The sequence below is a fragment of the Pseudoalteromonas sp. SCSIO 43088 genome (assembly GCF_023650795.1).
GTDB lineage: Bacteria > Pseudomonadota > Gammaproteobacteria > Enterobacterales > Alteromonadaceae > Pseudoalteromonas > Pseudoalteromonas shioyasakiensis.
This window is the reverse complement of record NZ_CP072675.1, coordinates 2,132,614-2,148,094: the sequence shown is the minus strand read 5'-3', so window position 1 is coordinate 2,148,094 and position 15,481 is coordinate 2,132,614. Positions and strand designations below refer to the sequence as shown.

General features: G+C 39.9%; 17 protein-coding genes. 12 read left to right on the top strand and 5 right to left on the bottom strand.

Annotation, left to right across the window (positions count from 1 at the left end):
* Window positions 1–136: 136 nt before the first annotated feature.
* From J8Z28_RS10005 to J8Z28_RS09985, 5 genes are all read left to right on the top strand, one after another.
* Window positions 137–1,531, top strand: a complete 1,395-nt coding sequence (locus J8Z28_RS10005; RefSeq protein WP_250659347.1) for a RimK family ATP-grasp domain-containing protein — start codon at window positions 137–139, stop codon at window positions 1,529–1,531.
* On the top strand, window positions 1,531–2,634 hold the full coding sequence (locus J8Z28_RS10000; protein WP_250659346.1) for a GNAT family N-acetyltransferase/peptidase C39 family protein: 1,104 nt from the start codon (window positions 1,531–1,533) through the stop codon (window positions 2,632–2,634). The genes J8Z28_RS10005 and J8Z28_RS10000 overlap by 1 nt, the downstream gene beginning before the upstream one ends.
* 30 nt (window positions 2,635–2,664) lie before the next feature.
* Window positions 2,665–3,159: an MgtC/SapB family protein gene (locus J8Z28_RS09995; protein ID WP_054551426.1), complete on the top strand. Its 495-nt coding sequence runs from the start codon at window positions 2,665–2,667 to the stop codon at window positions 3,157–3,159.
* A 122-nt stretch (window positions 3,160–3,281) separates the two neighbouring features.
* On the top strand, window positions 3,282–3,578 hold the full coding sequence (locus J8Z28_RS09990; RefSeq protein WP_250659345.1) for a hypothetical protein: 297 nt from the start codon (window positions 3,282–3,284) through the stop codon (window positions 3,576–3,578).
* 3 nt (window positions 3,579–3,581) lie between these two features.
* Complete coding sequence (locus tag J8Z28_RS09985; RefSeq protein ID WP_250659344.1) at window positions 3,582–4,022, top strand: GNAT family N-acetyltransferase; 441 nt, start codon at window positions 3,582–3,584, stop codon at window positions 4,020–4,022.
* A 10-nt stretch (window positions 4,023–4,032) separates the two neighbouring features.
* Here the strand turns inward: J8Z28_RS09985 and J8Z28_RS09980 are convergent, their stop codons facing one another.
* Both J8Z28_RS09980 and J8Z28_RS09975 read right to left on the bottom strand, forming a co-directional pair.
* Window positions 4,033–5,244 (bottom strand): GAF domain-containing sensor histidine kinase, encoded by a 1,212-nt coding sequence (locus J8Z28_RS09980; RefSeq protein ID WP_250659343.1) that lies wholly within the window; start codon window positions 5,242–5,244, stop codon window positions 4,033–4,035.
* A 105-nt stretch (window positions 5,245–5,349) separates the two neighbouring features.
* On the bottom strand, window positions 5,350–6,360 hold the full coding sequence (locus J8Z28_RS09975; RefSeq protein WP_250659342.1) for a GlxA family transcriptional regulator: 1,011 nt from the start codon (window positions 6,358–6,360) through the stop codon (window positions 5,350–5,352).
* A 127-nt stretch (window positions 6,361–6,487) separates the two neighbouring features.
* On the opposite strand from J8Z28_RS09975, the gene J8Z28_RS09970 reads away from it, so the two are divergent.
* The 3 genes from J8Z28_RS09970 to J8Z28_RS09960 all read left to right on the top strand — a co-directional run bounded on the left by J8Z28_RS09970 (window position 6,488) and on the right by J8Z28_RS09960 (window position 9,563).
* Window positions 6,488–8,386: a beta-ketoacyl synthase gene (locus tag J8Z28_RS09970; protein WP_055020861.1), complete on the top strand. Its 1,899-nt coding sequence runs from the start codon at window positions 6,488–6,490 to the stop codon at window positions 8,384–8,386.
* A gap of 101 nt (window positions 8,387–8,487) precedes the next feature.
* Window positions 8,488–9,084 (top strand): energy transducer TonB, encoded by a 597-nt coding sequence (locus tag J8Z28_RS09965; protein WP_250659341.1) that lies wholly within the window; start codon window positions 8,488–8,490, stop codon window positions 9,082–9,084.
* Window positions 9,018–9,563 (top strand): hypothetical protein, encoded by a 546-nt coding sequence (locus J8Z28_RS09960; RefSeq protein WP_250659340.1) that lies wholly within the window; start codon window positions 9,018–9,020, stop codon window positions 9,561–9,563. The genes J8Z28_RS09965 and J8Z28_RS09960 overlap by 67 nt, the downstream gene beginning before the upstream one ends.
* A 4-nt stretch (window positions 9,564–9,567) precedes the next feature.
* On the opposite strand, the gene J8Z28_RS09955 is transcribed toward J8Z28_RS09960, so the two are convergent.
* Window positions 9,568–9,984 carry an MgtC/SapB family protein gene (locus J8Z28_RS09955; RefSeq protein WP_054561617.1) on the bottom strand — a complete coding sequence of 139 codons (417 nt, stop codon included), beginning with the start codon at window positions 9,982–9,984 and terminating at the stop codon, window positions 9,568–9,570.
* Between the two features lie 227 nt (window positions 9,985–10,211).
* On the opposite strand from J8Z28_RS09955, the gene J8Z28_RS09950 reads away from it, so the two are divergent.
* From J8Z28_RS09950 to J8Z28_RS09940, 3 genes are all read left to right on the top strand, one after another.
* On the top strand, window positions 10,212–11,705 hold the full coding sequence (locus tag J8Z28_RS09950; RefSeq protein ID WP_235576237.1) for a BCCT family transporter: 1,494 nt from the start codon (window positions 10,212–10,214) through the stop codon (window positions 11,703–11,705).
* A 75-nt stretch (window positions 11,706–11,780) separates the two neighbouring features.
* Window positions 11,781–12,125 carry a hypothetical protein gene (locus tag J8Z28_RS09945; protein WP_054561615.1) on the top strand — a complete coding sequence of 115 codons (345 nt, stop codon included), beginning with the start codon at window positions 11,781–11,783 and terminating at the stop codon, window positions 12,123–12,125.
* A gap of 52 nt (window positions 12,126–12,177) precedes the next feature.
* Window positions 12,178–12,423 carry a hypothetical protein gene (locus tag J8Z28_RS09940; RefSeq protein ID WP_130167172.1) on the top strand — a complete coding sequence of 82 codons (246 nt, stop codon included), beginning with the start codon at window positions 12,178–12,180 and terminating at the stop codon, window positions 12,421–12,423.
* A 14-nt stretch (window positions 12,424–12,437) separates the two neighbouring features.
* Here the strand turns inward: J8Z28_RS09940 and fghA are convergent, their stop codons facing one another.
* Together fghA and J8Z28_RS09930 are read right to left on the bottom strand one after the other, a co-directional pair.
* Window positions 12,438–13,274 carry an S-formylglutathione hydrolase gene (gene fghA / locus J8Z28_RS09935; RefSeq protein WP_054561613.1) on the bottom strand — a complete coding sequence of 279 codons (837 nt, stop codon included), beginning with the start codon at window positions 13,272–13,274 and terminating at the stop codon, window positions 12,438–12,440.
* A gap of 55 nt (window positions 13,275–13,329) precedes the next feature.
* A complete protein-coding gene (locus tag J8Z28_RS09930) occupies window positions 13,330–14,451 on the bottom strand; it encodes an S-(hydroxymethyl)glutathione dehydrogenase/class III alcohol dehydrogenase (protein WP_250659339.1) in 1,122 nt (373 codons plus the stop codon).
* Window positions 14,452–14,561: 110 nt separating this feature from the next.
* Between J8Z28_RS09930 and J8Z28_RS09925 the strand changes: the two genes are divergently transcribed.
* A complete protein-coding gene (locus J8Z28_RS09925) occupies window positions 14,562–15,443 on the top strand; it encodes a LysR family transcriptional regulator (protein WP_082401569.1) in 882 nt (293 codons plus the stop codon).
* Window positions 15,444–15,481: the final 38 nt, after the last annotated feature.

Sequence of the window (15,481 nt, the reverse complement as noted above, 5' to 3'; positions counted from 1 at the left end):
GCAAAAAAACCTCTATAAATCACATCAAGCTTAATGCTTATAAGCACCCATCTAGTTAAGTGAAGTTTAGCCTCATGCGTTCACTTAATTGGCTGGGTGTTTTCATTTTTTCATAAGACTTAATTTAGGAAAAGTCGTGTTTAAAACCTTGATTGTGGTTGATAACAATGAGCAACGTATTGCTCAAAATTTCGAAAATGTCATTACCTTTGACACCTACTTACGTGATTACCCAAAACATAATGAGCCAAAAACACGCATTTTAAACTTGTGTGATACAGGGCAGTATTTAAGTAAAGGTTATTATTGTTCTTTGCTTGCTGAAGCAAGAAAGCACCAGGTATTACCGAGTGTAAAAACAATTAATGCGCTACGTAGCGATGAGCACAGCACGCGTCATAAAGCGCTTGCTGGTGGCACTGTCTTTTTTGGTCACACAGATAAAGAGCAGCAAAGTAAGGCAACCAAAGCATTATTCTCGCAATATCCAGCGCCTATTTTGGTGTGTGATGAGCAAGGTGTTGTAAAGCAAGGCACAATTGCATCATTAGATGAAACTGGCTTTACAGAGTTTGTAAAACAACTCAGTAGCTTTACGATGTCTGTATGGCGCATTCACGATAAAAAACGTCGTTACCGTTGGGATATGGCTATATTGGTTGATCACCAAGAAAAGGTGCCGCCAAGTGATAAAGATGCCATTGCTAAATTTATTAAAGCAGCCGCTAAACATGGTATTTATGCCCAAGCACTGACATTTGATGAAATTACCAATATTGCACAATTTGATGCGTTATTTATTCGCCAAACCACAGCCATCGACCATCCAACCTATCGTTTAGCGAGTAAAGCACAAAGCTTAGGGTTAGTGGTCATTGATAATGCAGAGTCAATACTGCGCTGTTGTAATAAAGTGTATTTGCACGATGCCTTTAATTATCAAAAAGTGCCAAGTTTAAAAACTCACGTTGTAGCTGATACAAGTGAAGAGACAATTGAAAGTTTAGAAGCAAACTTCAGCTACCCACTGGTATTAAAAATGCCAGAAGGCTCTTTCTCAAAAGGCGTATTTAAAGTCGCTAATCGTGATGAGTTAGTTGCTAAGTTAACAGAACTGTTTGAGTTCAGCGCACTTGTGCTAGCACAAGAGTACATGTACACCGAATATGATTGGCGTGTCGGGGTGTTAAATGGCCGTGCAATTTATGCGTGTCGTTATTTAATGGCGCGTAATCACTGGCAAATATACAACCATGATGCAAAACGATTTTTCTCAGGTGGCTTTGAAACCTTGCCAACGTTTGAGTTACCTAAAGTGGTACTTGATGCAGCATTAAAAGCCTGCAAAACGGTGGGTAAAGGTTTGTATGGCGTTGATGTTAAAGAGCATCAAGGTAAAGCATACGTGTTAGAAGTGAATGATAACCCGAGTATCGACCACAAAGTCGAAGATGCCTATTTAGGTGATGAGCTTTATATGATCATTATGGATGAGTTTAAACAACGCCTAGAAGCACGAGGCCGCGGTTAATGAACGTATCTGTTTGTCAAATCCGCTTTGCTAAGGCTGCGGATTTGACGGCTCTTGTCGCCATTGAAGAGCAAAGCTTTAGTCAAGATAGATTAAGTAGCCGTAGTTTAAAACGCTGGATCAGCGCAAGCCACGGCTTATTGATGGTGGCTGAGGTAGACAATAAATTGGTTGGTTATGGTTTAGTGTGGTGCCACAAAGGGACGCGCCTTGCTCGGTTATATTCACTGGCAGTTTTGCAATCTCAGCAAGGCAAAGGTATTGCTTCAAAGTTACTTCTTGCGCTTGAAAATGAAACGGCTAAACGGGGCCGTTTATACATGCGTTTAGAAGTTGCGGTAAACAACCAATCAGCAATTCGCTTATATGAAAAACTGGGTTATCAGGTGTTTGGTCATTACAGTGATTATTATGATGACCATAGTGATGCCCATCGAATGCAAAAAAACATTCGTCGTAATATCGAATTTAATGCCGATAAACACACACCTTGGTACCAGCAAACTACCGAATTTACCTGTGGCCCAGCGGCGTTATTAATGGCAATGTCATCATTGAATGATACCGTAATGAGCCAACTTAAAGAGCTGGATATATGGCGTGAAGCCACGACTATTTTCATGACTTCAGGGCATGGCGGTTGTCATCCTCTAGGGTTAGCACTTGCTGCAATGAAACGTGGTTTTAAAGCCGATGTTGTTTTAAATACCCGTGATACTTTGTTTATTGATGGTGTAAGAAGTGAAAAGAAAAAAGCCATTTTGCATACCGTACACAATCAGTTTGTGGCTGAATCAATAGCTGCAAAACTGCCTGTGAGGTATCAAGAATTAACCTTGGCTACCATTGAGGATTGGCTTGCTGAGGGTAAAGCGGTGGTGTTATTGATCAGCACCTATCGGTTTGATGGTAAAAAGTCACCGCACTGGGTGTGTGTAACGCATATTGATGAGCATTGCTTGTACGTGCATGACCCGTTTTGTGAAAACGAAAAACAATTGGCGATTGATTGTCAGCATGTGCCAATAGCCAAAGCCGATTTTAGCAAAATGGCGAGTTTTGGTTCATCACGACTCAGCACTGCGATGGCCTTTTATTTATAATTTTGATTGTTAGTTTGATTTGGAAGTGCAGTGACACTGAGTAGTTTATTTGATATTGCCCCTTATTCTTGGTCAGCAATTGGTAGCGCTGCATTTTGCGGCGCAATTATTGGTATGGAGCGTCAATTACGCGGCAAACCTGTGGGTATTCGTACTTCAGCGCTCATTGTGTTAGGTACTTATTTGTTTCTATCAACAGCGTTTATGTTGCATGGGGAAGATATTGATCATTCACGTGTAGTTGGCCAGATCATTACTGGTATCGGCTTTTTAGGTGCAGGGGTGATGCTTGCAAAAGATGGCGCGGTAGTTGGTGTAACATCTGCTGCGACAATTTGGGTATTAGCATCAATTGGTGTTGTTATTGCTACTGATAACTTACTCGCTGCGATAAAGCTATCAGTACTAGTGGTAGGTATTTTATATGGCGTAGATGTACTTGAAGCTAAATTTAAGAGCTTAGGGCGCGGTGTACATGCCCGTGTAAAACGCTATTCAAAGTTGTATTATCGAAAAGAAAAGTGAAGTTAGAAGGTAATAGAGGTTAGAATTTAGAAGTTAGAAGTGAGTTTCTAACCATAGTATTTAAATGCTTTTTGGTATTGATATACTTTGTTTCATAAGGCATAAAAAAGGGATTTATATATATGAAATTACTCTTGTTTATTCTGACTTCACTCTGTTTTGTTATAAGTCATACGGTTAATGCGATTGTACCAAACACTGAATATTATCAATCAGCGCTAGTGTATATTATTAAGTTAAATGAACAGCTTTCTAAAGTTGAAATTGCATTGAAAACAGAACATAACAAAGACGTTTATCAACAATTGCAAAAAAACTTACAAGATGAAATTGTATTAATCCAAAAGCGAGTTGCTTTATACAAACAAATAGAGCAACAAAATTTGATCATGTATTCAAGCACTCATACAACAAAGTAGCGAATGGAAAAAAGTTACATAATTAAGCCAGCTAGTTTAGAAGATTTGTTGATTGTTGATAGTCAAATTCCTGAGTTTGATGGCCGAAATACCCTCAGTAAATTACAAGCAAAGTGTGCAGATATTGAGCATCTAGCTTTAGTGGCTTATATCGATAATAAGCCTGTGGCCTACAAACTGGGTTATGCGTTAGATTCAAACACCTTTTATAGTTGGCTTGGCGCGGTTGCGCCAGAATGTAGAGGGCAGGGCATTGCACAGGCTTTATTAAACGCACAAGAAGCATGGGTTAAAGCCCACAGTTATCTGGCTATAAAAGTTAAGTCGATGAACCGTTTTCCTGCAATGCTGAGTCTGCTTATCAAAAATGACTATGCAATAGTAGGTTATGAAGACAGAGGCTGCACACAAACTAGTAAGATTTTATTCACGAAAGACATTTAAACTTTTTAGCTTACTTTGGCAAACTAATTAAAAAGTGGGCGCCTACATCACTTTCTTGTACGCAAATATCGCCTTGCAGTTGTTGTCTAACTATTTTCTTCGCTATGCTGAGGCCAAGCCCTATGCCTGATTGGTTGTTTTTACCTTTATAAAATGGGGTGAAAATTGAGCTTAGTTCAGTACTGCTGATACCGGTGCCGTTATCGGTGTAGTGAATTTTTAACACCTCATCAAAATCAAAAATATCAATTTCTATTAAAGGGTCTGTAATATTGTTGAATGCATGCTCAATTGAGTTTTGCAATAAAATAAACAGCACTTGTTTTAGCAAGTCTATTTCAACTTCTAATTGGCTATGCGGGTTTTGATAATTAATGTCTAATTTGATACTGCGATGTTTTATTTGCTCTTCTAAGTGTTTATACAATGACTCAGAGAGTTGCTCTAACGTCATGATTGTTTTACTTGATTGTGATTTGGTATACAACAAATCTTGTAAAATACGTATTTTATAAGCAGATGATGTTAAGTTTCTGTTTAGTAATTCATTGGTATTTACCAATGTCTCTAAAGTATTTTGCAGTGCTTGTTGGCTAAGTCGTTTTTTTAAAAGTCTGGTTTGTGTTTCTTTGACAGCAAGTTGAGTAACATCTACTGCGGTAATGCAGTTACCGAGTGGTGTGTTGAGCTCGTGGGCTATTCCTCTAATTAAAGTGGCTAGTTCAGCAAACTGTTGCTGCTCAAACGCTTGTTTTTGCTGATACAATAATTTCAGTTGTGTTTCGAAGCTTTGCTTAATGGTTTCGAGTAGTTTTATCACAGGCTCGTTATATTCATGGGGTTTGCTATCTAAGATACAAATTGTGCCAAATGGGGTGGTGTCTCCTGCACATATAGGTAAACCTAAATAAGAAATCATATTAAGCTTGATATCAGGGTTTTCTTTCCAGTTCTCATCAACAAGTGCGTTTGGTATGTTCAGTAAGTTCTGCGTTTTTACGACATGCTCACAATAAAGGCCTGAATCTTCTAACTCTTCACTGTCACCAATTTCATAAGGATTTGCTTGGTTATTGTTTTTTGAAAACACACTAATAATATTGTTTTCTACTTTCATTACTAAGGCGACGGGTACATCAGCAAAAAGGGCTAAAACTTCGAGGGTTTTATTCCAACTTTGCACTAATTCATCATAATCAAGCTGATACATTTTTAGACTCAAACAAATACCTATACAACTAACTAAAAGCTTAGTAATAATTTTTAATTCAGCAACTTAAATATGATTAATCTGACCTTTGCTTAGAACATTTCCGGCATTTTAGCTTTAGCCAAATAGTTTTCGTCTAACGACTGTGCGATATTCACTAGGTGTTTGTGAAAGCACTTTCTTGAATACCCGTGTTAAGTGACCTTGGTCGTTATAACCAACTTCCAGTGCAACTTCTTGAATAGACAAATTTGAAGAGGCTAATAACTCTTTTGCAGTTTGTACCCTCAACTGTTGCCAATACTCCACAGGAGTTTGGCTGGTGGCTTGGCGAAAACGGCGAGTAAAAGTACGGTAGCTTAAACTAAATTGTGCTGCAATTTCTTGCAGAGTCAGTTCAGAGGTTAAATTGTTTTTTAACCAAAATTGAATTTGTGCAATGAGTTCGTCTGGGTGTTTATCGACGGCACCCTCAAGGTAGCGCTGATCTTCATAGGGCTTACGAATTTCATGGGAGAAATTACGCTCAACATGTTGTGCCGCTTCTCGTCCGTAATATTGACTAATAATATGCACAATAACATCGGCAAGTGCATTTAAACTCGCAACTGTATACATGCGCTCAGATTGTGTGATGAAAAAATCAGGCTTAAGCTGCACTTTAGGGTAGTCACGTTTAAATTGTTCTGCGTAATGCCAGTGAGTGGTAGCCGGGTGGCCATCCAATAAGCCTGCTTCTGCAACTAAACAATTACCTGTGCCTACACCAATTATATGACTGCCTTGTTGCCAAGAATCACCAAGCCAGTTCACCAAACTTTGCTGTTTGCTCACCACAGGACGCGGGTTTCGCCAAATCCCAGGCACAATAATCAAGTCACTAGCAGGCGCGGTGACGGTTTCGCAATCGGGCATAATTGAAAGCCCAGTACGATTAGGGATCGCTTTTAGACTACTTGCCACTAAATTGATGCTTAGAGGTTTAAATTCGTTCTGCTGACGATGGCTTTTTGCAAAGGCCTCACCAGCTCTGAGCATTTCAATAGGCAGGGTTAAACTGGTTATTAATAAATGAGGATAAACCAAAATACTAATTTCAATGGCTTTTACTTGTTGAAGTTTCGTCACTTAAATTGCTCCGACCAGTTGCTTTTGGCCTATTGTGCATGTTATTTGGCTATTTAAGCATAAAGCGTGTTAATTAATCCATTTAAACTTGGTTTAATTCTCATAACACGTTTTCTCAAGGTTTTTTATGACAGCATTACCCGTTATTGTTGGTATGGGTGGTATTAATGCCGCTGGCCGCACTTCTTTTCATCAAGGTTATCGTCGTATCGTGTTAGACAGCTTGGACGCTAAAGCCCGTCAGGAGACATTTTTAGGTTTAGCGACATTAATGAACTTAGTCACTCTTACTGAAGGTGTACTTAAAGATGCCCAAGGCAATACCATTGCCGAATCAGACATCGAAGCTAAGTTCGGTGAACAAATTTTAGCTGGCACACTTATTCGTAAAATTGAAAAAAACCACTTCGATGTGGATGCGACTCCATGGCAGCAAAAAATGACGTTAACAGCGTCAGATGAACAGCAGATTGTTTTTGAAACGCGCCGCCGTGATTTACCAACTCCAGTACCAAGTGCTTGGCAGGTTGAAGAATTAACTGATAAAAAAGTGAAAGTCACAATTAGCGCTGATCTTGCAATTAAACATGACAGTACGCGCGATAATCCAATTAAAGCGGCCGGTCAATTACCATCAGGTTTTGAACCTTCGGCTATGTATAACAGCCGTTATCAACCAAGGGGTCTGCAAGCGACTATCTTTGCCGCAACCGATGCGATTCGTTCGACAGGTCTGGCGTGGCAGCAGGTGATGAATAGTGTTGAGCCTGATCAAATTGGCACTTACTCAGCTTCTGTGGCGGGTCAAGTTGATGATGAAGGATTTGGTGGATTAATACGTGCGCGTCAGCAGGGCGATCGTGTGAGTACAAAACAGCTTGCACTTGGCTTAAACACTATGTCTACTGACTTTATCAATGCTTATGTAACAGGCAATGTGGGTACAACCTTTACTACATCAGGTGCATGTGCAACGTTTTTATATAACTTACGTGCTGCAGTAAACGATATTCAAGCGGGTCGTACGCGTGTCGCTATTGTGGCGTCTGTTGAGTGTGCTATTACACCTGAAATTGTTGAAGGTTTTGGCAATATGAGCGCACTTGCAAATGAAGAAGGTCTAAAGCGCCTTGATAATACAGATGTGGTTGATCATCGCCGTACAAGTCGTCCATTTGGTGAAAACTGTGGTTTTACAATTGGTGAAGGCGCACAAGTTGCTATATTAATGGATGATGCATTGGCATTAGAGTTAGGCGCTGATGTGTTAGGCAGCGTTGCAGATGTGTTCGTCAATGCCGATGGTATTAAAAAATCAATTACAGCCCCGGGCCCAGGTAACTACATCACGATGGCAAAATCTGTTGCACTAGCAAACAGTATTGTTGGCCAAGAAGCGGTACAAAAGCGTAGCTTTATTTTGGCACATGGCTCAAGTACACCACAAAACCGCGTAACAGAATCACTGATCTATCATAAAGTGGCAGAAACATTTGCAATTGATAATTGGAAGGTTGCTGCGCCTAAAGCATATGTTGGCCATACCATTGCTCCAGCCAGTGGTGATCAATTAGCTATGGCATTAGGTGTGTTTAGTCACAACATTATGCCGGGTATTACGACAATCGATAAAGTGGCAGATGATGTGTATAGCGAACATTTAGACATTCGTACTGAACACTATCAGTGTGATGCAATGGATATTGCCTTCATTAACTCAAAAGGCTTTGGTGGTAATAACGCAACTGCGACTGTGTTATCACCGGCAATTACATTAAAGATGCTAGCAAAGCGTCATGGTGATGAGGTTATGGCGCAATATCAAGACCGTCATACTCAGGTAGCCAAAGCGCAAGCTGACTATCAACAACACGCTGATTTAGGTCATTATGAGCTAATTTATCGTTTTGGTGATGGCTTAATTGATGAAAATGGCATTGAAATTAGTGAAGATTCAATGACAATCCCAGGTTTTGATAAAAAAGTTTTATTATCAAAACCAAACCCTTACCAGGATATGTTTTAAGATCAAGGCATGTTTAAGCACATTCTTGACAGCAAGGCGCTTTTAAAGCGCCTTTTTTAGTGCTATAAGTGTTCCTATCAAAGGGAATTGGAGCCATTATCATGATTAAATTCACAAAACTCGCAGCACTTTGTTCACTTATCGCATTACCTACACAGGCTTTAGCACGAGACGTCAATGACTTAGGTGTTGATGTTCAAGCTGCTACCTCTGCTTATATTGTTAAAAATTCAAACAAACGTTACCCAGGTAGTTATAACGGCTCTCGTCTAGAAGGCTGGGCATTAATGTCTTATGTGGTTGATACACAAGGTAAGGCAAAAGACATTGAAGTGATCATGGCATCTGATACTCGGGGTAGTGAAGAAAATGCAGAGAAATACTTAACCAACTTAGAGTTTGCACCTGCCACAAAAGAAGGCAAAACCGTAGAAGGGGGTTACCTGTTTTCATTTGAAGTAGGTAAGTATTTTAATGGTTACTCAAATGATAAAGCGAGCCGTGGTTTTATTAATGAATACGATGAAATCAATAAAATGCTGCAAGCTAAAGAGTTTAAAAAAGCTGAGAAAGCATTGGCTGAGTTATATAAAGACCATACTAAAAACACCTCTGAACAGGCATTATTTGCATGGTTGAAAAGCCAATTTTATTATCATCAACAACAATGGTTTGGCTTGATGAGCAGTTGTCTGTAGCCTATTTACTGCGAGCTAAGTTACCAACAGATATACAATATTTAGTCGCTAAAAGTGCTCTACAATGGTACAGCTTCAAGGGCGATTTTAATCTTGCATACAATGCTATTTATGCGTTAGATAATATCGAGGGTAAACAGTTTTCAGAAGAAAACAAACTTGCCACTATCAAGCAAATTGATGACCTATTGGCGCGAACACCGCAGATTAATTCACAAATCAATGTTTCAAAAGATAAGCTTTCATATTTATCTTTATCTCGCGGTTCAATCAAAATTGAAGGCGCGAGTGATGTTTCTAAATTACAGATCCGCTGTGCAGATCAAGTCATTGACCTTGAAGCAAGTGAATCGGTTAATTATGTCATTGATGAGCAAAGCAGACGCTGCGGTTTATTAGTTAAATCTGCAAGCCCTGCTGAGATTAAAGTTAAACAAACTGGCTATGCCATAGTTAACTCAAAATATGACGCGAGCTAATTGTTTACTTTAAGCGCTTAACATATCTTAGCGTTACGAAATTAATCAACGCCATTAAAAAGGCGATTTCGTAACGACTAAATGCCACAGCAATGCCAATAAGTCCCATGTTCCAAATACTGGCTGCTGTGGCTGTTCCATAGGTAGAGTTTTTGTTCTTCAAAATGGCACCACCGCCAATAAAGCCAATACCCGTGATAATCCCTTCGAGTACTTTTGATTCTGCCTCTGAACTTGTTAAAACAGACATGCCCACTAATGCATAACCACATGATGCAACAGCGACTAATGGAAATGTTCGTAGACCTGCACCATTACTGGTTTTTTCTCGATCAAAAGCCATTGGAAGGGCAAGTAAATAGGCAATACCTAGATGAATTAAATTATCGAGAATTTCATACCAATCAATATTAAAGTCCATGCTTTGCTCCTTGCTATAAAGATTATGATAGCTTTGCAATTTCAATACCCGATCAACAAATTAAATAAAATGAGGAAACTAGGGACATGTAGCCGGGTTTTTAAAAGCATGCCTTGCTATAATTTGCGATTTTTACGCACTGCTATGTCATTTTTTCAGCCTTTTGGCTGTTTGAATTTTAGCCATGCTAACAGTATGCTAAACACGCTGACTAAATAGGCTTCACATTGAAACATTCCACCTCCTCCCTAGAAAAAACCGCGCTTGCACTGTGTATGTTTGGTGCACTGATTGCTGTGATTTTGCCTGATGTTATCACTGAGCAAGTTCAGCCGTTTGTACAAATGCTGTTAAAATGGAGTGGTAGTAGCTTTTTCTTATTGGTGAATTTTTTATTGTTTGCCATCATTATTTTAGCAATTAGCCCACTCGGTAGCCGTAAACTAGGTGGTGAGCAGGCTGTTGTTGAGTATTCAAACTTTGGCTGGTTTGCCATGTTGTTTGCAGCAGGAATGGGCTCTGGCTTGGTTTTTTGGGGCGTAGCAGAGCCTGCGTTACATTCACTCGACCCACCACTTAAACAAAGCTTATATCCAGATAGACTAGCCAGTAGCCTCGCTTTAACCCTAGTGAATTGGGGCGCTCATGCTTGGGCACTTTATGCTGTATTTGCGCTAGTGCTTGGCGGATTAACGCAATACAGTGGGAGGTCAGGAGATATTTGTGCCCCTGTTTTAACGGCGCTTGGTAATCGCATAGATAAGTCTGCAAAATTTACTGTGTCGTTTATTGTAAGGTTAATTGCGGTAATCGCTATTTTTTTTGGTGTCGTCGGCACCATAGCTAATTCCACTTTACTGATCAGTAAAGGCGTTGAAATAGAGTTGGGGGTTACTTCAACTTTATTAGTGGGTTCATTAATCGTTTGTTTGTTAGCAGTTATTTATTCGCTGTCGGTTAAATTTGGATTACGACGCGGGGTACAGTCACTAAGTATATTTAACGTATTTCTAGCATTTAGTCTGCTTTTTTGGTTGCTACTAGTGGTGCCAATTGAGCCTATTATAAAGATTGCTTTAGATGGAACAGGCTACTATTTACAGTTGCTTGCAACTGGCACTTGGCAATTCGATAGCCAATTAAAAGCGCCGGATTGGGCCACTCATTGGACATATAATTATTACTTTTGGTGGTTAGCGTGGGGGCCATTTGTTGGTGTGTTCCTAGCCAAAATTAGCCAGGGGCGTAAAGTTTGGCAATTTATTTTGGCGGTTGTGTGTATTCCAACTTTAGTGACTATTATTTGGTTTGCGACCTTTTCGGGGGCAGCAATTGAATGGGATAGACTTAACCAAGCGGGCATTTTAGTTGCTATAAAACAAGATTACAGCCAAGGCTTATTTGTATTTTTTAATCAACTAGACTGGCAAGGAACCGTGTTTATTTGGTTAAGCTTATTACTACTGTTGATATTTGTTGCTACATCCGCAGACTCTGCAATATTAGTCATAAGAGAGCTGGTTGGCTCTGAGCAAAATAACCGTGTGACACTCTACGCATGGTGTTTAGCATTATTCATATGTAGCTTTGCATTGTTACTGCTACAAGATGAGCCATTAAATCGTAGCGTTGCAATTTTAGGCGCTTTACCTTTCTTGTTAATATTCCTATTACAGTTAGTTGGGTTTTTAAAAGAGTTTATTCGTGATATTTGTGATTAATCTACAGTTTTTTACAGTTAAATTACCTGTTTGTTATTATGCTTAGAAAATAAGCTTAAGTGTATTGGAGGACCGATGCTTAAATCTTTGTACGTAATACTATCAGTAAGTTTACTCAGTGGCTGTACTGCAGTTGGCTTAGTTGCAGATGGAATTGGCGGACGCACGAGTCAGGCACAGCCGGCAAGCGCTTATGCAGATAAAAAAGATAATGACCGAGTTAACTATGGCATGACCATGACGATGCTAGGTTATGAAATCGACAAAGCGATTATTGAAGGCCTAGAGAGCGGTAGTAAAGACAAAGACGTTGAGCTTAAATGTCGTCAAATTAGTCGCGCAGTAAAAGAATGTGTTGAGGTTAAAGCTGAGCCAAAAAAAAGACCTACATTAATGGATAGTTTTAATAATGAAGATTAGCTTTTCAAAACTTGTTATTTGCTTAGTAAGCTACCAATTAGTGGGGTGTACAGTGGCGGGGTCAATAGTTGATGGCTATGCAAAAAACTCACAACCAACAAATCTTGCAACTACAAATGCAAATCAAACTAACAGTACTGTAACCGATGCTGAGGGCTTTTCATTCGCAAAGTTAGGCTTTGAAATTGATAGCGCTGTTATTGGTTTACTCAAACCAAAAGAACAACAACCGCAATTAGTTTGCAGGCAAATTACACGCAGTATTAAAGAGTGTGAGGAAGTTAAGCCCTCACACTAAAAATTAAGTATTAATCACAGATACTTTTGATGAAACATCAAGTGTTCGTCAATAAAGCTGCTGATAAAGAAGTAACTATGATCATAACCCGCGTGCATGTTGATCTCAGCTGGGTAATCTTTTTCGTTTACGACAGCAAATAAGTTCTCAGTTTTGAGTTGCTCAGTTAAGAAGTTATCGGCCTCACCTTGATCAATACGCATCGGTAAATAATCATCAGCGGTAGCTTTTTTCATCAATTCACAGCTGTCGTATTCAAGCCAACTTGCTTTATCACTACCTAGGTAATTACTAAACGCTTTTTCACCCCAAGGGCAATTAATCGGGTTCACAATCGGGCTAAAAGCACTGGCGCTGACGTATTGTTTAGGGTTTTTAAGCGCAATCATCAATGCGCCGTGACCACCCATAGAATGACCAGCAATGGCTTTTTTAGTCGTCACAGGGAAGTGTGCTTCGATAAGTGCAGGTAACTCAGAAACCACATAGTCGTACATGTTGTAGTGCACATTGTAAGGCGCTTGAGTCGCATTGACATAAAAACCAGCACCTTGACCAAAATCGTAATTTTCATCGTCAGGCACATTTTCACCGCGCGGGCTAGTATCTGGAGCGACAATCGCAATACCTAGTTCAGCCGCTTTTTTAAATGCTCCGGCTTTTTGCATAAAGTTTTCATCTGTACAGGTTAAACCTGACAACCAATACATCACTGGCACTTTATTCGTTTCGCTGGCACCTGGCGGTAAAAAAATCGCAAAGCGCATAGCACAATGTGTGCTGCTAGCTTGGTGGGTATATTGTTTATGCCAGCCACCGCTGACTTTTGTTGAGCTTATGTTTTCTAGCATAACCAAATCCTTGAAACAAAGGCGCTAGGAGTCAACCTAGCGCCAAATTAAAAGATTAATAATGAATAACTGAACGGATGCTCTTACCTTCGTGCATTAAGTCGAAAGCTTCATTGATGTCTTCAAGTTTCATGGTGTGTGTGATGAAATCGTTTAACGCAAACTCACCATTCATATATCGCTCAACAATCTCTGGTAATTCAGAGCGACCTTTAACGCCACCAAATGCACTACCGCGCCATACACGACCTGTTACTAGTTGGAAAGGACGAGTAGAGATCTCTTGGCCTGCACCTGCAACACCAATGATTACTGATTCACCCCAACCTTTGTGACAACACTCAAGAGCAGAACGCATTACATTAACGTTACCGATACATTCAAATGAGAAATCAACACCACCGTCAGTCATTTCAACGATAACTTCTTGGATTGGTTTGTCGAAGTCATTTGGATTGATTAAATCAGTTGCACCTAGTTTAGTAGCAAGATCAAACTTACTGGTGTTGATATCAACACCAATAATACGGCCAGCGCCCGCCATTTTCGCACCGATAATCGCCGATAAACCGATACCACCTAAGCCAAAAATAGCCACTGTATCGCCTTTTTGAACTTTTGCTGTTTTAGTAACAGCACCCATGCCGGTTGTTACACCACAACCAAGTAAACAAATTTCTTCAAGAGGCGCTTTTTTGCTTACTTTAGCAAGTGAAATCTCTGGTAATACAGTGTACTCAGAGAAGGTAGAGCAACCCATGTAGTGATAAATTGGTTGACCATCTTTATAGAAACGCGTTGTGCCATCAGGCATTAAACCTTTACCTTGCGTTTCACGTACCGCAGAGCATAAATTTGTTTTGCCAGATTTACACATTTTACACTCGCCACATTCAGCAGTGTAAAGAGGAATAACATGATCGCCTACTTCAACATGTGTTACACCTTCACCTACGGCTTCAACAATACCGCCACCTTCATGGCCAAGGATTGCTGGGAAAATACCTTCAGGGTCTTCACCAGATAAAGTAAATGCATCGGTATGACAAACACCTGTAGCAACAATCTTTACAAGCACTTCGCCTTTTTTAGGCATCATTACATCCACTTCTTCAATTGATAGTGGTTGATTTGGACCCCAAGCGATAGCCGCTTTTGATTTGATAAAATCAGTCATAACGTTCCCTTATAGTTGTTGGAAGTAAGTATTAAACTTAGTCTATTTTATTTGTTTCTCAATGAATGATAATCTTCGTTTTATTAAAACACTTTTACAGTATGGTAATAATGAATCGTTGGCACGGAATTGATGAGTTTTTAGCGGTAGCAGAAACAGGCAGTTTTACAAAAGCAAGTAAACTACTGGGTATGTCAGTGGCCCATGTAAGCCGGTATGTGAGTCAATTAGAAGAGCGATTAAACACACAATTGTTAACCCGAACAACCCGTAAAGTGGTGCTAACGCAAGAAGGGCAGGTGTTTGCGCATCAAACTAAACAATTACAGCATGCCATGGATGATGCCACGGCACTGCTTGCAGAGCAGCAACTGACACCAAAAGGTAGTATAAAACTAACAGCTCCTGTGATGTATGGTGAAAGTTTCATCATGCCTGCGGTACATTCGTTTATGCAAAAGCACCCAGATATTGAAGTGATCAGCCATTTAAGCAATGAGCAAGTCAATCTACTAGAAGATGGGTATGATCTCGCTATTCGCCTTGGTCATTTAAAAGATTCATCTTTAAAAGCACGGCGCATTAGTCAGCGCAGGCTTGTTATTTGTTGTAGCTCTGAATATATCAATAAATTTGGCCAACCACACAGTGTGAGTGAATTACATCAGCACAATTGCCTGATTGGTAATAACAGTTACTGGCGGGTAAAAGAGCAGGGTCAAGATAAGCACATCAAAGTGGCAGGGCGTTTGGCTTGTAACAGTGGCTGGGCATTGGTTGACGCTGCAATAAAAGGGTTAGGCATCGTGCAACTACCAGATTACTATGTCAATGACCACCTAGCCAATGGCAGGTTGAGTGCCGTACTTTCGAATGTTGCACCGGCACCTGAAGGTGTATGGGGGGTGTATCCACCAAGGCAGTTTATCGCAACCAATGTAAAAGCATTACTTGACCATCTGGTTGCTACTGTTCAAGTATCAGATTTATAATTATTTTTTACAATTTCGCGCATCCCATGCTAGCTAAA